17 protein-coding genes and 1 riboswitch are annotated in these 18695 nt (G+C 70.4%); of the genes, 6 read left to right on the plus strand and 11 right to left on the minus strand.

The genetic code is table 11. The features are described 5' to 3' along the window. The first annotated feature begins 90 nt into the window (after positions 1-90). Positions 91-342, plus strand: coding sequence for a hypothetical protein (locus FHR82_RS18620; protein WP_184811738.1), 252 nt, complete (start codon positions 91-93; stop codon positions 340-342). Positions 343-344: 2 nt separating this feature from the next. Here FHR82_RS18620 and FHR82_RS18625 read toward each other — a convergent pair whose 3' ends face one another. Further along, positions 345-665: an ArsR/SmtB family transcription factor gene (locus tag FHR82_RS18625; protein ID WP_225945126.1), complete on the minus strand. Its 321-nt coding sequence runs from the start codon at positions 663-665 to the stop codon at positions 345-347. Positions 666-740: 75 nt separating this feature from the next. Between FHR82_RS18625 and FHR82_RS18630 the strand changes: the two genes are divergently transcribed. Further along, positions 741-1937, plus strand: coding sequence for an MFS transporter (locus FHR82_RS18630; RefSeq protein WP_184811740.1), 1197 nt, complete (start codon positions 741-743; stop codon positions 1935-1937). Here the strand turns inward: FHR82_RS18630 and FHR82_RS18635 are convergent. The 4 genes from FHR82_RS18635 to FHR82_RS46195 form a co-directional block, all read right to left on the minus strand. Further along, positions 1863-3290, minus strand: coding sequence for an amidohydrolase (locus FHR82_RS18635; RefSeq protein WP_184811741.1), 1428 nt, complete (start codon positions 3288-3290; stop codon positions 1863-1865). The genes FHR82_RS18630 and FHR82_RS18635 overlap by 75 nt on opposite strands. Positions 3291-3534: 244 nt before the next feature. Then, the gene (locus FHR82_RS18640) at positions 3535-4578 is read right to left on the minus strand and encodes a ribonucleotide-diphosphate reductase subunit beta (protein WP_311771158.1); all 1044 of its coding nucleotides are present in this window, start codon (positions 4576-4578) and stop codon (positions 3535-3537) included. Further along, positions 4575-6914: a ribonucleoside-diphosphate reductase subunit alpha gene (locus FHR82_RS18645; protein ID WP_225944074.1), complete on the minus strand. Its 2340-nt coding sequence runs from the start codon at positions 6912-6914 to the stop codon at positions 4575-4577. The genes FHR82_RS18640 and FHR82_RS18645 overlap by 4 nt, the downstream gene beginning before the upstream one ends. Before the next feature lie 98 nt (positions 6915-7012). After that, positions 7013-7210: riboswitch (cobalamin riboswitch) on the minus strand. 234 nt (positions 7211-7444) lie between these two features. Beyond that, positions 7445-7681 carry an NUDIX domain-containing protein gene (locus FHR82_RS46195; RefSeq protein ID WP_225944075.1) on the minus strand — a complete coding sequence of 79 codons (237 nt, stop codon included), beginning with the start codon at positions 7679-7681 and terminating at the stop codon, positions 7445-7447. A gap of 6 nt (positions 7682-7687) precedes the next feature. On the opposite strand from FHR82_RS46195, the gene FHR82_RS18655 reads away from it, so the two are divergent. Together FHR82_RS18655 and FHR82_RS18660 are read left to right on the plus strand one after the other, a co-directional pair. Then, the gene (locus FHR82_RS18655) at positions 7688-8527 is read left to right on the plus strand and encodes an NAD(P)-dependent oxidoreductase (RefSeq protein WP_184811743.1); all 840 of its coding nucleotides are present in this window, start codon (positions 7688-7690) and stop codon (positions 8525-8527) included. A 17-nt stretch (positions 8528-8544) separates the two neighbouring features. Further along, the gene (locus FHR82_RS18660) at positions 8545-9510 is read left to right on the plus strand and encodes a zinc-binding dehydrogenase (RefSeq protein ID WP_184811744.1); all 966 of its coding nucleotides are present in this window, start codon (positions 8545-8547) and stop codon (positions 9508-9510) included. Positions 9511-9640: 130 nt separating this feature from the next. Here the strand turns inward: FHR82_RS18660 and FHR82_RS18665 are convergent, their stop codons facing one another. From FHR82_RS18665 to phoU, 3 genes are all read right to left on the minus strand, one after another. Next, positions 9641-10573 carry a GTP-binding protein gene (locus tag FHR82_RS18665; protein ID WP_221463995.1) on the minus strand — a complete coding sequence of 311 codons (933 nt, stop codon included), beginning with the start codon at positions 10571-10573 and terminating at the stop codon, positions 9641-9643. Positions 10574-10581: 8 nt separating this feature from the next. After that, the gene (locus FHR82_RS18670; protein WP_225944076.1) at positions 10582-14016 is read right to left on the minus strand and encodes a GH116 family glycosyl hydrolase; all 3435 of its coding nucleotides are present in this window, start codon (positions 14014-14016) and stop codon (positions 10582-10584) included. 198 nt (positions 14017-14214) lie between these two features. Continuing rightward, positions 14215-14874, minus strand: coding sequence for a phosphate signaling complex protein PhoU (gene phoU / locus FHR82_RS18675; protein WP_184811745.1), 660 nt, complete (start codon positions 14872-14874; stop codon positions 14215-14217). Positions 14875-14958: 84 nt separating this feature from the next. On the opposite strand from phoU, the gene FHR82_RS18680 reads away from it, so the two are divergent. Together FHR82_RS18680 and FHR82_RS47490 are read left to right on the plus strand one after the other, a co-directional pair. Beyond that, on the plus strand, positions 14959-15765 hold the full coding sequence (locus tag FHR82_RS18680) for an endonuclease/exonuclease/phosphatase family protein (protein WP_184811746.1): 807 nt from the start codon (positions 14959-14961) through the stop codon (positions 15763-15765). Between the two features lie 423 nt (positions 15766-16188). Beyond that, the gene (locus tag FHR82_RS47490; RefSeq protein WP_311771159.1) at positions 16189-16725 is read left to right on the plus strand and encodes an Orn/Lys/Arg family decarboxylase; all 537 of its coding nucleotides are present in this window, start codon (positions 16189-16191) and stop codon (positions 16723-16725) included. On the opposite strand, the gene FHR82_RS18690 is transcribed toward FHR82_RS47490, so the two are convergent. From FHR82_RS18690 to FHR82_RS18700, 3 genes are read right to left on the minus strand one after another with little or no spacing between them, the layout of a single operon-like run. Further along, positions 16718-17530 (minus strand): NmrA family NAD(P)-binding protein, encoded by an 813-nt coding sequence (locus FHR82_RS18690; protein ID WP_184811747.1) that lies wholly within the window; start codon positions 17528-17530, stop codon positions 16718-16720. The genes FHR82_RS47490 and FHR82_RS18690 overlap by 8 nt on opposite strands. A 51-nt stretch (positions 17531-17581) precedes the next feature. Further along, entirely contained in the window at positions 17582-17989 is a 408-nt protein-coding gene (locus FHR82_RS18695) for a hypothetical protein (RefSeq protein ID WP_184811748.1), read from the minus strand. Further along, positions 17986-18693 carry an SDR family oxidoreductase gene (locus tag FHR82_RS18700; RefSeq protein ID WP_184811749.1) on the minus strand — a complete coding sequence of 236 codons (708 nt, stop codon included), beginning with the start codon at positions 18691-18693 and terminating at the stop codon, positions 17986-17988. Before FHR82_RS18700 ends, FHR82_RS18695 begins: the two co-directional genes overlap by 4 nt. Between the last annotated feature and the right edge of the window lie 2 nt (positions 18694-18695).

The following is an 18695-nucleotide window of genomic DNA, read 5'->3' on the forward strand; positions in this document are numbered from 1 at the left end:
GACGGTGTGGCCTGGTTGTCCCGGGGTCGCTGACCATCGGTGAGCGGCGTGATACTCTCGGTTTAGAACACGAGTTCGAAGGGGAGTTCGGTGAGGATGTGGGGGAGGGTGCTGGTCGCCGTGATGGCGCTGGCCTGCCTGCTGGGTGCGGTCTCGTCGACCGCGAGTGCCGACGAGACGGGTGGGGTCTCCGGCCGGGCGTGGTTCGACCGCGATGAGAACCGGGGTTTCGGCGCGGACTTCATCGGCGAAGTCGAGCCGGTGATGGAGCTGTTCGAGTTATCCGCGACCGGGTGGGTGGCCGGCATCGCCACGGGGTCGGACGGGTTCGTCGCGATCTGAGGTCAGTGTGGTGCGGCGAGAATGCCGTCGAGCAGGCCGGGATAGAGCGCGTCGAGGTCGTCGCGGCGCAGGGTCGTGATCCGTGAGGTGCCGACCGGGCGCACCTGGATCACGCCGGCTTCGCGCAAGGTCCGCAGGTGGTGGGTGCGGGTCGACTTGGTGACCGGCAGGTCGATCGCGCCGCAGGCGATGCCGTCGCAGCCGATGCGCGCGAGTTCGCGCACGATCCGCAGCCGGACCGGGTCGGCGAGCGCGTGCAGCACCGACTCGATCTGGATGTCCGATCGCGGCGGGTGCGTGAGCGTCTCCGTCATGGCGCCCATAGTACGAGATCCATCGTAGTTCGACAGTCGTCGTAGTACGGTGTTCATCGAACTAAGGGAACCACGGGGAGAAGCATGTCGCCACGTACCTACCTGCTCGCACTCGGCGCCTTCGCCGTCGGCACCAGCGGGTACATCGTCTCGGGGGTATTACCGGAGGTCAGTCGTGAACTTGATGTGTCGGTGGCGACCGCGGGCCAGCTGGGCACCGCGTTCGCGATCGCCTACGCCATAGCGTCGCCGCTGCTGGCCGCGTTCACCGGCCGGTGGGAGCGGCGGCGGCTGCTCGTGATCGCGCTGGTGGTCAGCGCGGTGGGCAACGCGCTCGCGGTGATCGCGCCGACGTACGAGCTGCTGCTCGGCACGCGCGTCATCGCGGCACTCGGTGCGGCGGTGTACACGCCGGCGGCGACCGTGGTCGCCACGGTGCTCAACCCGCCGGAGCGGCGGGGCCGTGCGGTCGCGATGGTGTTCGGCGGGCTCACGTTCGCGCTGATCGTCGGGGTGCCCGCGGGCAACCTGCTGAGCGGGCCGCTCGGCTACCACGGGGTGTTCGCGCTCGTCGCCGCCGTGTCGGTGGTGGGGGCTGTCGTGGTCTGGTTCGGGGTGCCTGCCGTGGCGGCGCCACCCGCAGTCGGGCTGCGCGAGCGGTTCGCGGTGGCGCGTGACCACCGGGTGCGGCGGATGCTCGGGGTGACCGTGCTCGGTGTGCTGTCGGCGATGGCGGCGTTCACCTACGTGGCGCCGTTCCTGTCGGAGACCGCGGGTGCGCACGGCAGCGAGGTGAGTTTCCTGCTGCTGGGGTACGGCCTCGGCGCGAGTGTCGGCAACTCGCTCGGCGGGCGGGCAGCGGACCGGTTCGGCAGCATGGCGCCGCTGTTCGTCTCGCTCGGGGCGGCGATCGTGCTGTTGGGGACGCTGCCGTTCACCGCGACGAGCGTGCCGTCGGCCGCGGTCGTGATGTTCGTGTGGGGCATGTTCACGTGGGCGTACAACCCGCCCGCGCAGAACTTCCTCATCGGGCTCGCGCCGGCGAACAGCGGGCTGCTGCTGTCGTTGAACGCGTCGGCGATCTACCTCGGCGTGGGGTTGTCCGGGGTGTTCGGCGGCTTGGTGATCAACACGGTCGGCATCCGTGCGCTGCCACCGACGGCGGGTGTCGTCGCTCTGCTCGCCGCCGGGCTGCTGGTGCTGGTGTCACGTCCGGTGCGTGAGCCGGCCGTCGAGGACGGTGGCCAGGATCGGGAGGTCCCTGAGCTCGCTCGGGGGTAGGGAGGTGAGGTCCCGGCCGACGAGCACCAGGTCGGCCGGGGCACCAGTAGTGACCGTGGTGCCGCGGCCGCCGGTGCTCGCCGCGACCGCGACGTCCAGCGGCAGGCACTGCTCGGGGTGCCAGCCAGGTCGGTCGTCGTCGGTGCGGGTGACGGCCGAGGCGATGGCGTCCCACGGGTCGAGCGCCGAGACCGGGGCGTCGGAGCCGAACTCGAGGGTCGCACCCGCGCGGTGGAGGGAGCCGAAGGCATAGGCGTGGTCGGTGCGGCCGGCCCAGTGGTGGTCCGCGGCGTCGCGATCGTCGGGCTGGTGTCCCGGCTGGACACCGGCGACCACGCCGAGCGCGGCGAACCTCGGCACGTCGGCCGGGTCGACGAGCTGGGCGTGCTCGATGCGGCCACCGACGCCGATGCGGTCGAACGCGTCGAGCGCGAGGGTGTTGGCGCGGTCGCCGATCGCGTGCAGGGCGAGGCCGATGCCGTTGTCGTTGGCCTTGCGGAGAACGGGAAGGAGTTGGTCGAGGGGCTCGAGCAGTTCGCCGTGGTACGTGCCGTCCGGGTAGTGGTCGTGGCAGTAGGCGGTGCGGGTGTTGAGCGAACCGTCCATGAAGATCTTCAACGGGCCGACGGTGAGGAGGTCACCGACCGGGTCGCCGGTCTTCAGGCCGCGTTCGATGGTCTCGTCGAGCAGGAACTTGGCGATGACGCAACGAATCCGCGTCGCCGGGGTGTCCCGGCGCCGCCAGTCGGCGACGGTGTCGGTGTACTCGTAGTCGGCGATGGTGGTGACGCCACGTGCGGCGGCCGCCGCGGTGGCGGCGACCACCCAGCGGTCGGTGACGTCCGTCGAGGGCGCGGGCAGCGCGGCGGTGAGCGCCATGCACTCGTCCTCGATGAACACACCGGTCGGGTGGTCGACGTTCACCATGCGCATGGCGGCGGAGCTGAGCCACAGCGTGTGGAGGTCGTTGCTGAACAGTGCGACCGCCTGGTCCGGGAGCACGCGGTCCAGCAGCGTCTTGTGTGGACGATCGGACCAGAGCGCGGCGTGGAAACCGCCGCCCTGCAGCAACTCGCCGGGGGTCGCGCCCGCGGTCGCGATCAGGTCCGCCGCGTGCGCTGCCGAGGTGGCGCCGGCGAGCGACACCCGCTGCCGGGAGCTGGCCCACTGCAACAGGTGTGCGTGCGCGTCGACCAGGCCGGGCAGCAGGGTGCCGCCCTGGCCGTCGATCACGTCGGCGCCGTCGGCGGGCGACCCGACGGGTTCGACGGCCACCACACTGCGCCCCGCCACGCGCACGTCGGCGCGCCGCCCGGTGAACCCGATCGTCACATCACGCAGAAGCAGAGCCATTGCCCCATCAAAGAACACCTGTGGGCCGGTTGGTCCATGTGTGGTGGAACGCACACGGGCCGGCTGACACCCAGGTGCCGGACGAGCTGCGGGGGACGGTTCGGGCGGTAGGCGCGCGAACGTGGGCCGACGGGCTGGAGAAGGTGTGTCGCCTCGGTCGACTGAGCCGTGCCGATGGGCGACGCGACCGCCGCCGGGGGTGCCCCGGCGACGGCCGCGTTCGGATCGAGTCGGCGTTGACCCGTCAGAAGTCCTCGTCGAAGTTGACGGTGCCGGTCACCGCCACCTGGTAGGCGGACACACGGCGTTCGAAGAAGTTCGACAGTTCCTGGACGTCCTGTAGCTCCATGAACGCGAACGGGTTCTTCGACCCGTACTCGGGTTCGAGGCCGAGTGCCGCGAGCCTGCGGTCGGCGACGTGCTGCAGGTACTCACGCATGTCGGACAGGGTGAGTCCGGCGACGCCACCGGTGAGGAGGTCCTCGGCGAACTGGACCTCGGCGTCGACGGCCTCGCGGAGCATCTGCCGGACCTGTGCGTGGAGTTCGTCGTCGAACAGGTCCGGCTCCTCGCGGCGGACGGTGTCCACCACGTCGAACGCGAACGTCATGTGCATGGACTCGTCGCGGAACACCCAGTTGGTGCCCGAGGCGAGACCGTTGAGCAGCCCACGGGAACGGAGGAAGTACACGTAGGCGAAGGCACCGTAGAAGAACAGGCCCTCGATGCACGCCGCGAAGCAGATCAGGTTGAGCAGGAACGCGCGCCGGTCGTCCTTGGTCTCGAGCCGGTTCAGGTGCTCGATCGAGTCGATCCACCTGAAGCAGAACTCGGCCTTGTCCCGGATGGACGGGATGTTGTCGACGGCGGCGAACGCGGCCGCGCGCTCCTTGTCGTCGGGCAGATAGGTGTCGAGCAGCGTCAGGTAGAACTGGACGTGCACGGCCTCCTCGAACAGCTGCCGCGACAGGTACAGCCTGGCCTCGGGCGCGTTGACGTGCTCGTACAGGTTCAGCACCAGGTTGTTCGCGACGATCGTGTCGCCGGTGGCGAAGAATGCGACGAGCCGGTTGATCAGGTGCCGTTCGGCGTCGGTGAGCTTGTTCAGGTCGGCGAGGTCGGTGTGCAGGTCGACCTCCTCGACCGTCCACGTGTTCTTGATCGCGTCCCGGAAGCGTTCGTAGAACAGCGGGTAGCGCATGGGCCGGAGTGTCAGGTCCATGCCCGGGTCGAGCAGGGCCTTCTTGCGGGCGGTGTTCTCCAGGCCGGTGTTCTGGGTGGTGGTCACTGGCAGGCCTCACATGACTCGGGGTTCTCCAGGGAGCACGCGACCGCGGCGTCGTCCGTGCCGGCGGGGATCGCGGTGCTGACGGTCGCCTGCTGGATGCGTGTCGCGGGCCGGGATCGCAGGTAGTAGGTGGTCTTCAGCCCGCTCGCCCACGCGTAGCGGTACATCGAGGACAGCTTCCCGATCGTGGGGGAGGCCACGAACAGGTTCAGCGACTGGCTCTGGTCGATGTACGGGCCTCGGGCGGCGGCGAGGTCGATCAGCGCACGCTGGGGGAGTTCCCACGCGGTGCGGAACAGTTCGCGTGATTCAGCAGGGAGGGCCGTCAGACCTTGCACGGAGCCGTCCGCACGCTTGATCCGGTCGCGGGTGGTGGCGTCCCACAGTCCGTGCTTCTTCAACTCGGTCACCAGGTAGCCGTTGAGCTGCAGGAACTCGCCGGACAACGTCTCACGCTTGAACACGTTGGACACCTGCGGCTCGATGCACTCGAAACAGCCCGCGATCGACGCGATCGTGGCGGTCGGCGCGATGGCGATGAGCAGCGAGTTGCGCAGGCCGTGCTCGGCGACCCGGGTCCGCAGCGCCGCCCACCGGTCGGACTGCTCCGGCGTGACACCCCAGAGGTCGGGCTGCAGGTCACCGCGGGCGGCGCGGGTCTGCGCGTACGCCGGGTGCGCACCGGCGGACGCGGCCAGGTCGGCGGACGTCTCCAGCGCCGTGAGGTAGACCTCCTCGGCGATCCGCGTCGACAGCTCGCGTGCCGCATCGCCGTCGAAAGGCAGGCGCAGCTTGAAGAACACGTCCTGCAGGCCCATCACCCCGAGTCCGACGGGTCGCCAGCGCGGGTTGCTGCGGCCGGCCTCCTCGGTGGGGCAGTAGTTGATGTCGATCACGCGGTCGAGGAACGTGACCGCCGTGCGCACGGTCTCCCGCAGCCGCACCCAGTCGATGTCGTCACCGGCGACGTGCGCGCCGAGGTTGACCGAGCCGAGGTTGCAGACGGCCGTCTCCTCGTCGGAGGTGACCTCGAGGATCTCCGTGCACAGGTTGGACAGGTGCACGACGTTGCCGGGCTCCGCGGTCTGGTTGCAGGTGCGGTTCGCGGTGTCCTTGAACGTCATCCAGCCGTTGCCGGTCTGCGCGAGCGTGCGCACCATCTTCGCGTAGAGGTCGCGCGCCCTGACCGTGCGCACGGCGCGGCCTGCCTGTTCGGCGGCCCGGTACGCCTGGTCGAACGCCTTACCCCACAGGTCCGGCAGCTCCGGGAGCTCGTCCGGGTCGAACAGTGACCAGTCTGCGTCGGCCTCGACGCGGCGCATGAACTCGTCGGGGATCCAGTTGGCGATGTTGAGGTTGTGCGTGCGCCGCGCGTCCTCTCCGGTGTTGTCCCGCAGCTCGAGGAACTCCTCGATGTCCGGGTGCCACGTCTCGAGGTAGACGCAGGCCGCGCCCTTGCGCCTGCCGCCCTGGTTGACGGCGGCGACCGACGAGTCGAGGGTGCGCAGCCACGGGACGATGCCGTTGGAGTGGCCGTTGGTGCCGCGGATCAGCGCGCCGCGGGAACGGATGCGGGACCACTGGATGCCGATTCCGCCCGCGAACTTCGACAGGCGCGCGACCTGGCCGTACCGCTCGTAGATCGACTCGAGCTCGTCGCGCGGCGAGTCCAGCAGGTAGCAGGAGGACATCTGCGTGTGCCGGGTGCCGGAGTTGAACAGGGTCGGCGAGCTGGGCAGATACGCCAGCGACGACATCAGCCGGTAGAACCGGATCGCCTCGGCCGGCGTGTGGGACAGTCCACAAGCGACGCGCAGGAGCCAGTACTGCGGGCGTTCGAGCGCCGTGCGGCTGTTGGGGTGGCGCAGCAGGTAGCGGTCGTGGACGGTGCGCAGCGCGAAGTACTCGAACCGCCGGTCGGCGTCGTGGTCGATGGCGTCGTCGAGCTTGCGTGCGTGCGTGGCGACGAACGTGGCGGTGTCGTCGCCGATCAGGCCGAGTTCGTGCGCGGTGCTGATCGACTGGCTGAAGGAGTGGACGCCGTGACCGCGGACCTCCTTGTCGATGAAGGCCGCCAGCAGGCGGGCCGCGAGCTTGGAGTACTCCGGCTCCTCGGAGACCAGTTCTGCGGCGGTCTGGATGGACAGGCGGTCGAGTTCCTCGGTGGTGGCGCCGTCGTACAGCCCGTTGATCGTCTTGGTGGCGACCCGCCGCGGCTCCACCGTCGGCAGCCCGGTGGCGCAGCGCGCGACCGCACGAATGATCTTGCCGACGTCGACCGGTTCGGTGTCCCCACTGCGTTTCCGGACGCGCATGGTGTCCTGGATCGTGGTCAAGAGTTCTCCTCGCTCTTTGGGCGCGCGAGAGAACCCCGATCCGGTGGGGTTGTCCCCGCGCGCCCTCCCTCGGGGCAAGCGCATGGCACCCGGCCGCGGCGCGGCCAGGGGAGCGGGCAGGTCTTCGGACTCACGGGCAGACTCCTACTGACCGTCGCTTCCCAGACTCGCGTCCAGTGCTTCGTGACGGCGTTCGTTCCCGTTCACCGCTGCGGGGCAGTCCCGGACTCCCACCGGGTTCCCTCTTGCGACGACCACCATGGCGCGGTGGCCGAACCAGCTCGCGATCACTATACATAGGGCCTTGATCGATAGTGGTGCCCATATGTTGTGTCGGCGTGTCGCGTCGTCGAAGTTGTCCACAGCCCACCCGGTTATCCACAGGCAAGATCGACAACCCCAGGACCGTCGGCCCCACCCGGTAGACTGGCTAGCGGGGTGCCCCCGGGATCGGGTGGGGGCTGCTCAGGTGACTGTCCTGGGGGAGACGAACCGTTTCGTGATCGCGCGGCGGTAGTCGTTCGGCAGGTTCAGGGTTGGGATTTCCCTTTCCAGGAACGGGTTTGCCGCCGTGTGCTCCTCCGGCCGGGTCGCTCGTCGTGCAGCGGTACGTGGCGATGAAGACGTGACGGTGCACCGCACTCCTCCGGTGTCTCGCCGATCTCCAGGCGCCCGCCCGGCAGTTCCCACTCGTCGCGATCGTTCCTCAGCAGCAGTACCTTGTCCGCGTGGATCACCACGCCCTTGATCGAGACGGGGAACGTCATGGCCGGATGCTGTGCGGCCTCTACGTGATGGAACCCCGCTGGTTCGACGACGTCTACGGGCCCGCCGAGCGCGCCTCGATCGAACGGCACCTCGACATCGCCACCCCGCCGCTCGCCGCCGCCGGCCTCACGCCCGACCTGCTCGCCGACGTCAACGTGCTCGTCACCGGCTGGGGTGCGCCTCGGCTCGACGCCGAACTCCTCGCCGCCGCGCCGAAGCTGCGTCTCGTCCTCTACGGGGCCGGGTCCGTTCGGCCCGTGGTCACGGCCGACTCCTGGGCGCGTGGTGTGCGCATCACCTGCGGCGCCGTCGCCAACGCCGAAGCCGTCGCCGAGTTCGCGCTCAGCCAGATCCTCTACGCGCTCAAGCACGGCTGGCGCTACGTCCTCGAGTCGCGGCGGGCCGGGCGTGCCGTGCCCCGCCGGGACGGGGAAGGTGTTGCCGGGGCACTCGTCGGGCTCACCTCGCTGGGTGCTGCCGGGCGGGCCACCGCGGTCCTGCTCGCCCGCCACGGCGTGCGACTCCAGGCCTACGACCCGCACGTCGATCCCGCTGTCGCCGCCGCACTCGGCGTCCGGCTCGTCGACGAACGCGCACTCGTCGACGTGCTGCGCCGCCGACCCGACCTCTTCGCGGTCCTCGACGTCACCGATCCCGAACCACCGCCGCCCGGGTCGCCGCTGTTCTCGCTCCCGAACGTCGTCGTCACGCCACACCTCGCGGGCAGCCTCGGGCTCGAGTGCCGCCGGATGGGGCAGGCCATGGCCGACGAACTCGACCGGTACGTCCGGGGCGAACCGCTGCGGTACGAGGTCTTCGAGTCCGCGATGGACACCACCGCCTGAGGCGTACATTCGATCCCGTGCGTGCGGTGGTGCTGAGCGAACCCGGTCCCGTGACCAACCTGTCCATCGAGGACCGCCCGGTGCCCGAACCGCCGGAGGGCTGGGTGCGCATCCGGGTGCGGGCCTTCGGGTTGAACCGATCCGAACTGCACACGCGCCTCGGGCTCGCCGAGGGCGTCACCTTCCCCCGCGTGCCGGGCATCGAATGCGTCGGCGAGATCGACTCGCCCTGCGACCTGCCGCCGGGGCAGCAGGTCGCCACCATGATGGGCAACATGGGCCGCACCTACGACGGCGGCTACGCCGAGTACACCGTCGTCCCGCGCGGCCAGGTCATCCCGTTCACGTCCGACCTGCCGTGGCCGGTTCTCGGGGCCGTGCCGGAAACCCTGCAGACCGCGTACGGGTCGCTCACCATCGGCGTCGGGCTCTCCTCGGGAGGCACAGTGCTGATCCGCGGCGGCACGTCGTCGGTCGGGCTCGCCGCGGCCGCGCTCGCCGTGGGCATGGGCGCGACTGTCCTGTCGACCACCCGCAGCGCGGACCGGCTGCCGGCCCTGGAAGCCGTCGGCGTGGCGCATCCGCTGGTCGACGACGGGAACGTGGCCGCGCAGGTGCGTGCGCGGTATCCGTCCGGTGTGGACGGTGCGGTCGAACTGGTCGGCACGCCGACCCTGCCGGACACGCTCGCCGCCGTGCGCGTGCGGGGCACCGTGTGTTTCACCGGGATGCTGTCCAACGAATGGATCGTGCGGGACTTCTACCCGATCGGGTACCTGCCGAAGGGTGTGCGACTGACCGGGTACGGCGGCGAGGCCGGCGACCTGCCCGCACCTGTCCTGCAGAAGGCGCTCGACGACATCGCCGCCGGACGGCTGACGCTCGGCGTGCCCACCGTGTACGCGCTGGACGACATCCGGCAGGCCCACGACGACATGGAGCACAACCGCGTCTACGGCAAGCAGGTCGTCAGCCTCGCGTGAGCCGGTGCACCGGCTTCGGGTACGACGGCTGGAACGCCGTGGGTGGCCCGGCCGCCGTGCTCGTCGTCCCGCATGCCTCGTCTGCCGCCCGGATGGCCTCGGCGCACGCCGCGTCCAACGTCGAGGGCGGTCACGCGATCCGCAGGTTGAACACCGCCCGGCCGCCTGACGCCGACAGCGGGCCGGGAAGGTCCAGCGCCGGCGCCGCACCCGCGGTCGTCACGCTGCCCTTCGCCAGGCCTTCCCCGGTTTCGACGGTCACCTTCGCGTGTCCCACCAGCGTGCCTGCCGCCGCGCGGGACAGGGAGGCGAGCGCCACCCGCGTCCACCGGCCCGGGCTGAACGGGCCGCTCACCGTGACCTCGTGGTTCAGCCACGCCAGTGCCGCCTCGGCCGCCGCGTACCGGTCGTAGTCCAGCGCCTCGTCGGCACGGTCCTCGACATCTCCCGCAGCCAGCCACATGTCGACAAGTCGTCCCACCGAGCCCGACCGCGCCGAGTACGGGACGACCCGCGCCGACGGGTTGCGCCGACCCAGGTCCGACAGCAGCGGTGTGAGGCCCGCGCCAAGCAGGTCCACCTTGTTCAGCGCCAGGACATCGGCCTCCGCCACCTGGTGCGCGTACAGGTATGCCGTGTCGTCGTCGTGTCCCGCCGCCCAGGAACGCGCGAACGCGCGGTACCGCAACGGGTCCACGACCGTCGTCAGCGGCGCGACCCGCAACGTGTCGCCGTGGTACTCGCGCAGCGGGCGCACCACGGTCGCACGCAGGTCGGTGCAACTGCCCACCGCCTCCGCCAGCACGACGTCCGCGCCGTCCGCGACCAGTGCCGTCGTCACGTCCGCGAGATCGGTGAAGCGGCAGCAGAAGCAGCCGTCGAGCACCTCGCCGACCGCGTCCGTCACCGTCCGCGCCAGCCGGGTGTCGACCAGGTCGCGGCCCTGGTCGTTGGTGACGATCGCGGGCCGGTGGCCGCGTGCACGCAGCTCACGCGCCGCGGCCAGGAGTGTCGTCGTCTTCCCCGCGCCGAGGAAACCGCTCACCGGAACGAAAGTGATCATGTAATCGATTACCCGGTGATGGTGATCGACAGGGTCGAACCGGCCCGCACGGTCGTCTCGGCCGCCAACGTGACCAGCACCCGCGAGCCGGTCACCTGGAACGGCACCCGTTTGCCGTGCGCGGTCACCGAGTGCACCGCACCGTCGACTTCGAACGACAGCGTCTTCAGCCGGACCTCGCCGAAGCGCACCTCGATGTCGCACGTCTGCTTGCCGGGACCGCGTTTCTGCCGGTACAGACCCCAGCCCTCGGCGGCCGTGAACGCCGCGCGGAAGTCCTCCGGTGTCACCTTCGGCGCGAACCCGAGGTGGCCGCGCGGGCCGTGGTACTCGTAACCGCACACCGCGAGGTACACGCCGTGGCTCATCATCGCCCGCGCGTAGTGGTCGCTGCACTCGATCTCGTTGTACGGGTTGCGCTTCGCCGCGTGGTGCCGGTCGTGCACAGCCCTGGTCACCGCCAGGCCCTCGGCCACCATGCCCGCCGCGATCAGCCCGGCCGCGAACTGGTACTCCTGCCCGGTCCACACCTCGTTGAAGTAGCCGACGACGCCGCCAACACCCGCCTCGGTCGAGCCGCCGTAGGGCCACGTGCACATCAGCGTGCCCGCCTCACCCGGCATCGCGTACACGCGTGGTGCGGGGATGCCCGGCGGCCGGTACGACGCCGCGTCCGGCACGAAGTTGTTCCGGAACACGTTCTCCAACGCCGTCCTCGCCTTGTCCTGGGAGAACACGCGCGGCAGGCCGAGCTGGTCGGTGTAGGTCTGCGCGTACAGCTGGTCGATGTGGCAGCCGCGGTTGGAGTTCGGTGCGGTCGCGTGCGCCGGGTCGACGCGCTGGAAGTAGTAGCCGTACTCGTCGCTCCACAGAGCGCTCTCCAGGTGGGCGGAGCCGCGCTGGGCGAGCTGCGAGTACCGGGCGGCCGACGCGGGGTCGCCCATCTCCTGTGCCATCGCGGCACCCGCGTGCAGTGCCGCGACGTACAGCCCGCTGATCCACGGGATCTCGCCCCACCACTGGGCGTCGAGGGTGTTCCACTGGCTGCCCTCGAGGATGCCGTCGGCATCACCGTCCTGCGTGATCACCCACTCGAGGGCCTTCTTGGCCGACGGCCAGACCCGTCGCAGGAACGCGGTGTCCGGTGACATCTGGTGCTCGCGGTAGACGCGCAGGATGGTGCCGCACTGACCGTCGGCGAACCAGCCCTCACCCGCCTCACCCCGGTTGCCGATCTCACCGTTGGCGCGCAACGCGATGCCGAGGTCGACGCGTTCGCGCGTGTCGCGTTCGAGGTCGGGGAACAGGCGCGCGACGGTCTGGGCGTAGTTCCACACGTGCCCGCAGGTGCCCGCGCAGCAGTAGATGCCCTCCCACGCGTAGAAGCGGCCGTTGTCGAAGCGGAAGCACGTGCTGGTGGCCAGAGTGGACGCCGGCGCCAGGGTGCGCTCCAGGAACCAGTGCGGCAGCGAGGAGTCCGCGTACCAGGTGCGCACCCAGTCACGGGTCTGCCCGCCGAGCCGGGACAAGTTCCCGATCGTGTACTCGACGACCGCGCGTGCGTCGCGGAACCGTGTCGCGTAGTGGTGGCGCAGCCGCGGGCCGTCCTGCAGCCAGCCGAACGCGGTCGGCTGCGGGGTGGGGAAGTGCCACGCCAGCACGAACTGCGCGGACCGTGACTGTCCTGGTGGGACGGTCAACGGCACGGTGACGGTCGCCGAGGCGCCGCCGTCGGTGGCCACCCGCGCGTGGTTCCCCGCCGCGGCCAGCGCGAACGTGCCGAACTCGGGGAGCTGCTCGATCGGGATCGAGCGCACCGGCCGGTCGCTGAACGCGATCCGGCCGACGTTGACGTGGCCCCAGCCCGCGGCGATCGAGTCGACGACCTCGATGTGCGCGGTCTGGCCGTGCCAGCGGCTCACGTCCACCGACATCGCGGTCAGCGGCTCGATCTCGCGACCGGTCAGACTCGCGACGATGTCGTTCCCCACCACCACGTTCACGCAGGTGCGGCCGAGGTGCGCGCCGCCGCCGACCCACGCCGTCACGTACCGTCTGTCCACCTGGAACGGCTGGCTCGTCAGCTTGCCCTGGTAGGCGTCGGCGTCGCCGGTGGCGCGGAAGTTGTACGAGGTCGCGAACCGGCCGTCGACCGCGTTCAGGTCGTTGATCTCACCGAACGGGCGGCGGAAGTCCGGCGGGCACTCGGCCGGGGTGACGTTGAGGAACGCGTCGCCCTCGACGGTCCAGCCGTCGAACGAGGCCCAGTCCTCGAAGACGATGTCCGGGCGGTCGGTGAACACGATCGCGTCGCAGTTCACGTGCGCCCACGCGCCGGTGGCCCGGTCGACGATCCGGATGCGGGCCGTCTTTCCCCGGTGCGCGCTGACATCCAGCATCGCGGCGACCATCGGCTCGCTGTCCCGGCCGGTCGCGCTCGCGACGACCTCGCCGCCGAGCACCACCTCGACACCGGTCTCGCCCGGCCGGTTGCCGCCGCCGACACCGACCGCGATGTGGCTGCGTTCGATGGTGAACTCGGCGCTGGTGAGCGTGCCGAGGTAGCCGTCGGGGTCGCCTGCCGCGCGGAAGTTGTGGGAGGTGACGAACGTGGTGCCGTGCACGAGGAGATCGCCGAAGCGGCGCATGTGCGCCGGTAGCTCGGCCTGGGTCGCGATGGTGAACGCGTCGCCGTCGACGGTCCAGTTGTCGAGGGATTCCCAGTTCTCGAACAGGATGTCGGTGCTGCCGGGTTCGTCGCCCGCGCGGGCGGCGAACTGGACACCGCCCCGGAACGGGGTCGCGAGCAGCTCGGTCGGCTGCTGGTCGCGGGAGGTGAGGCAGACGGGGTTGTCGGACGAGCCGATGAGCTCGACGGCGACCGCGCGGCGGCTGGTGTTGCGCACGGTGAAGCGGACGGTCGTGGCGGGGATGGTCGAGTCGGCGGTGTTGAGCGGGATGAACGGGGAGAACGCTTCGGCGGTGACGACGACCGGGCAGTCGGGCGCGCGGTAGGTGATCGTGCCGATGGGGTACTGGCCGACGAACCGGATGTCGGGGAAGCTGTCGAGGGTGCGGACCGTTCCGTTGACACGTAAGGAAAATTCCTGCGCGAACGGAGAGGTGGCGGTGAGCGGTCGCGCGTAGTGCGGGCCGCCGCCGGTGGCGCCGCCGAGGGGGAAGGTCGACGGGTTGAGGATGTCCCACGCCCAGAGCTTGCCGTCGCCCGCGAGGTAGACCTGGCCGCTGCACCCGCCGCCGACGGGCATGCCGATGTGCTGGAGCGCGGCACCGGTGTACTCGGTGGGGGTACCGCGGCTGAGGAGGCTGCCGGGATCGAGGTCCTTGTCCGGCGGGACGGCGACGAGCCCGTCCGGGTCGAGACCGAGCTCGGCCGCGGCGGCGGTGGGGGCGGCCAGCATGCCGACGCCTGCCATGCTCATGGCGAGGAACGACCGCCGGGAGTGGCCTGTGGGTTCGCAGCAGCTGCCGTCGGCACAACAATCGAACGCAGTCGCCATCGAACGCCTCCGGTAATCGATTACTCGACGACAGCCTAGGCGTAGGTGTGGCGGGGAATCCAGCCTTGACTCAGAACCGGAAGTCCCGTAACGGGGTGAGTCCCGCTGTGGACGACCGGCTCAGCTGGGGCCCGGGTGGGTGGGCATCTGGCCGGTGCTCACGAACTCGATGCGCTTCGCCGCCGAGACCGCCTGGTCCGCGTAGCGTTCGTAGAAGCGGGCCACCAGGGCGAGGGTCGTCGCCGTCGGGACGCCGTGGGGCCACGTCGGCGCGGTGATCGTGTGGAGTACCTCCGCGTGCAGGTCGTCGACCTCGTGGTCGGTGGCGTTGAGTTCGGCGAAGGCGCCCACGCGTGGCTCCGTGACGTGCGACACCAGCTGCGTGGCCATGGTCGTGGTGACCGTGCCCAGCCGGGCGAACACCTCGCGGAGCGAGTCCGGGACCACCGGATCCGGATGCACCCGGCACGTCGCGTTCGCGATGTGCTCGGCCAGGTCGCCCATGCGCTCGAACTTCTCGGCGCAGTAGATCGCCGACAGCACCACGCGCAGGTCGGTCGCCACCGGGGCCTGCAGGGCCAGCATCTGCTGGGCCATGTCCTCGCACTCGTCGCGCATCCGGTCTAGCTCGGCGTCCGCCGCCAGGACCTGTTTCGCCGCGTCGAGGTCGGCTGACAGCAGCGCCTCCGACGCGTGCCGCATCGCGGTCGCCGCCTGTTCGCACATCCTGGCCAGCAGTTCGCGCAACGCCGCCAACTCGCTGTGGAACGTCTCCCGCATCGAAGCCACCTTTCCCACGGAGCGGACATACCCCGGCGACATGATCGTCATGCAGGCGGGGAAGCCCGCTACCAGACTTGAAACATGCGCGTGATCACACAGAACCTGCTCGGCCACCACCAGGACTGGCCACGCCGCCTGCCCGCGGCGGCGAGCATGTTCCGGCGCCTGGACCCGGACGTGGTGACGCTGCAGGAAACGATCGCGACCGACGGCGATGACCAGGCTATCGAGGTGCTCGGAGACGGCTACCACGTCACCCACCACCCGCTGCGCGAACCGGACGGCTCCGGCATCACGATCGCGAGCCGCTGGCCGATCGGTGCGGTCCGGGAGCTGGACCTGCAGGTCGGGCCGCGCACGGCCGACTTCCGAGCGAGCGCCCAGATCGCCGACATCCACTGGCCCCACAGCGACGTGCCACTGCTGCTCGTGAACCACAAGCCGTCGTGGGCCACCAACCTCGAGTACGAGCGTGGCAGGCAGGCGGTCCTCACCGCGGGCTTCATCGAGGAGCTGGTCGAGCGCACCGGGCAGCACGTGATCGTCGCGGGCGACATGGACGCGGTGCCGGACGCCGACAGCATCCGGTTCTGGCGCGGCCTGCGGGCGCTCGACGGCACCAGCGTCAGCTACCGCGACGCGTGGGAACTGGTGCACGGCGCCGAGCCGGGACCGACGTTCGCGCCGTCGCTGACGCCGATCATCGAGGACCACTGGCGGACCGATCTCGACCGCCGGATCGACTACGTCTTCGTCCGTTGCGGCCGGGCGGGACCGTCACTGCGCGTGACAAACTGTTGTCGCACGTTTGAGGGACCCTTGGACGGGGTATGGCCTAGTGACCACTGCGGGGTGGTCGCAGACCTCGATCCTGGCCGGGCGACGTGAACGGCGGTAACAGTAATGCTCGAAAAGGCGACGTACGGGTTCGTGGAGCCGACAGAATCCCAGCTCATCGCCATTTTCGAGGCGTGGCGCCAGGACATCGACTCCGAGCCGTTCGCCCACGAACACGAATGGGCCGGCTTGGACGCACCTCGGTTTCGCACGTTCCCCGCCTGGGCACACAAGGATCATGGACCACAGTCGTGCGCCTGTCCTGGAGGCGCTCCAGGCGTTCCGTGACCGTGGTTTCACGCCGTTCAACCCGCCGGGACACCGGCAGGGCCGGGGTGTGGACCCGAAGGTCCTCGACATCGTCGGCCGTGCGGTCTTCGAGAGCGACGTCATCTCGATCAACGGACTCGACGACCGGACCGTCTCGCAGGGAGTGCCGGCGCAGGCCTGTCGCACCCGACGGCCGCCGACGAGGTGCGGCGGCGGTTCGCCGAGGAGCCTGACGCGAAGGGCATGCTGCTCGTCACCCCGACCGACTACGGCACGTGCGGGGACATCGAGGCGGTCGCCGAGGTGTGCCACGAGTTCGGCAAGCCGCTGATCGTCGACGAGGCGTGGGGCGCGCACCTGCCGTTCCACCCCCAGCTGCCGCCGTGGGCCGTGGACGCGACTGCTGGGCACGCCCTGGCGCTCGCGCGCGCGACCCGCGCGCTGACCTGCCCAACCGCGGCCGGTGGACCTGCCGTCGCCGGACGACCTCGCGCTCGAGACGGCGATGCTGCCGTGGGACGCGTTCTTCGGCGAGACCGAGCAGGTCGGGGTCGCGGACGCGCCGGGCGGATCAGCGCGGAGATGATCACGCCCTACCCGCCCGGCGCGCCCGCGGCGCTGCCCGGTGAGGTGCTCACCAGGGAGGTGCTGGACTACGTGCGCAGCGGGCTCGCCGCGGGCATGCAGATCCCGGACCCGGTGGACCCCGAGCTGAAGTCGGTGCGGGTTGTCGTCAGGTGAACAGGGGCGCGTGCTCCTTCGCCCACTCGTCGAACGTCCGCGGTGGGCGGCCCAGGATCTCCGCGACGGTGTTCGTGACCGTGTAGGCGTGCGGCGGCGGGCTGCCCTGCCACGCGACGAGCGTGTCGATCATGTCGTCGGCCAGGCCCTGGTCACGCCACCGGTCCCGGGCCTGCGCCTCGGTCAGCTCGACGAACGTCAGCTCCCTGCCGAGCGCCGCGCTCACCCGGGCCACGCGCTGCCGCGCGGTCAGCGCTTCCGGGCCGGTCAGGGTGTACGCCTTGCCCGCGTGCCCGTCGCTCGTCAGCACGGCCGCCGACACCGCGCCCACGTCGGCCTCGTGGACCGGTGCGGCGGGGACGTCGGAGAACGGTTCCCGCACCTGTCCCTCCGCGCGGATCGACGGCGCCAGGTGCAGCGTGTTGCCCATGAAGTCGGTCGGCTGCAGGCGTGTCCACGCCAGCTCGCTCGCCGCCACCGCCTCCTCCACCGGGCCGACGTCCCCGTTCCACAGCACCGCGATCCGCCGGACGCCGGCGTCCTGTGCGCGCTTCACCAGCTCCGGGCCGGTGGTCAGCGTCGCGTAGTCGTCCCCGCCGATGGTCAGCAGGTGGACGCCGGTGACGCCGTCGAACGGGACCGTGGCCGGGTCGGTCAGGTCGCCCGCGACCACCTCGACCTCCGGCGGGAGAGCGCTCTCCGCCGGGTTGCGGGTCAGTGCGCGCACACGCTCTCCCGCGGCCAGTAGCGCGGACACCACGTGCCTTCCTGCTTTGCCGGTTGCTCCGGTCACCAGATACGTCATGGTCACGACGCTAGAAGCTCGACAATTGTCGAGGTCAAGCCCGATCGTGGCTCAGTGGGTATCCGCTCTCCGCCTCACGCTCAGGATCAGCAGTGCGATCGGGAGCAGTACGGCCAGGGCCAGTGCGATCGTCTGGGCTGTCGCCGAGCCGGTCGGGTAGTGGTCGAGGTGGGTGGCGTGGAAGATGAAGTGCGGCACGGTGAACATCAGGTTCGCCGCCAGCGCCACCCGGACCAGCTTGGGTTCCGGCCAGATCGCCGCCGCGGTCAGCACCAGTACGTACGCGAGCGTCAGTGCGCCGACGTCGCGCATGAGGTGTTCGTTGTACGGCGGCAGCAGCGACACCCAGGGGGTGGCCGAGGTGGGGAAGTCGTCGTAGAAGAACTTCGGGGCGAACAGTTGGATCAGGCCTGCGGCGCCCTGGGTCACGGCAAGGAAGATCAGTCCGGCACGGATCATGACGTGAGGAACCTTTCGAACGTGATGGTGCCCGCCGGGTTGCCCGGGACGAGGTTGCCGCCTTCTCGACAGGCGCGGAAAGCCTTGCCTGGCAGCGAGAACTCCACCGTACGGCGACGTTTTCCGTTGGCGCGCAGGTACTCTGCGGCCAGCGCTCGCAGCGGTTTGACTTCTGGCCCGCCGATGTCCGCCACCCTGCCTCGCGGGTCGCCGGTCGCCAGTTCGGTCAGGCGGGCCGCCACGTCGCGGACGTCGATGGGCTGTGCTCGCAGCCGGGGGATCGGCATGAGCGGCAGCATCGCCGCGCCTGCCAGGACGGTGCGGATCAGGTCGTGGAACTGGGTGGCGCGCAGGATCGTGTGCGGTCGCTCGGCGACGATGCGTTCCGCGGCCAGCTTGCCCCGGTAGTACCCGATGGGGATGCGGTCGATGCCGACGATCGAGATGAACACCAGGTGCCGGATGCTCGTGCCGGCGTTGACGAGGTTGCGGGTGGCGGTCACGTCGCGGCGGCCGCGGAGTGTGGTGGCGAGGTGGACGACGGTCTCGACGTCGGCCACGGCCGCGGCAACGCCGCGGCCGGTGACCAGGTCGCCGCCGGTGCCGCGGCTCAGCACCCGCACGTCGCGGCCCGTCGCGGTCAGCTCCCGCACCACGGCGCGGCCGAGCGTGCCCGTGCCGCCGGTGACAAGAATCGGTGTCATGC

Origin of the sequence: Actinophytocola algeriensis (genome assembly GCF_014203735.1) — a bacterium.
Taxonomy (GTDB): domain Bacteria; phylum Actinomycetota; class Actinomycetes; order Mycobacteriales; family Pseudonocardiaceae; genus Actinophytocola; species Actinophytocola algeriensis.

Excerpts from the sequence above, each read along its gene's own strand:
- FHR82_RS18630 (WP_184811740.1), top strand. The coding sequence starts at position 741 with ATGTCGCCACGTACCTACCTGCTCGCACTCGGCGCCTTCGCCGTCGGC.
- FHR82_RS18690 (WP_184811747.1), bottom strand. The coding sequence starts at position 17,530 with ATGACGTATCTGGTGACCGGAGCAACCGGCAAAGCAGGAAGGCACGTG.
- FHR82_RS18625 (WP_225945126.1), bottom strand. The coding sequence starts at position 665 with ATGGGCGCCATGACGGAGACGCTCACGCACCCGCCGCGATCGGACATC.
- FHR82_RS18635 (WP_184811741.1), bottom strand. The coding sequence starts at position 3,290 with ATGGCTCTGCTTCTGCGTGATGTGACGATCGGGTTCACCGGGCGGCGC.
- FHR82_RS46195 (WP_225944075.1), bottom strand. The coding sequence starts at position 7,681 with ATGACGTTCCCCGTCTCGATCAAGGGCGTGGTGATCCACGCGGACAAG.
- FHR82_RS18700 (WP_184811749.1), bottom strand. The coding sequence starts at position 18,693 with ATGACACCGATTCTTGTCACCGGCGGCACGGGCACGCTCGGCCGCGCC.
- FHR82_RS18695 (WP_184811748.1), bottom strand. The coding sequence starts at position 17,989 with ATGATCCGTGCCGGACTGATCTTCCTTGCCGTGACCCAGGGCGCCGCA.
- FHR82_RS18670 (WP_225944076.1), bottom strand. The coding sequence starts at position 14,016 with ATGAGCATGGCAGGCGTCGGCATGCTGGCCGCCCCCACCGCCGCCGCG.
- FHR82_RS18680 (WP_184811746.1), top strand. The coding sequence starts at position 14,959 with ATGCGCGTGATCACACAGAACCTGCTCGGCCACCACCAGGACTGGCCA.
- phoU (WP_184811745.1), bottom strand. The coding sequence starts at position 14,874 with ATGCGGGAGACGTTCCACAGCGAGTTGGCGGCGTTGCGCGAACTGCTG.
- FHR82_RS18655 (WP_184811743.1), top strand. The coding sequence starts at position 7,688 with ATGCTGTGCGGCCTCTACGTGATGGAACCCCGCTGGTTCGACGACGTC.
- FHR82_RS18665 (WP_221463995.1), bottom strand. The coding sequence starts at position 10,573 with ATGATCACTTTCGTTCCGGTGAGCGGTTTCCTCGGCGCGGGGAAGACG.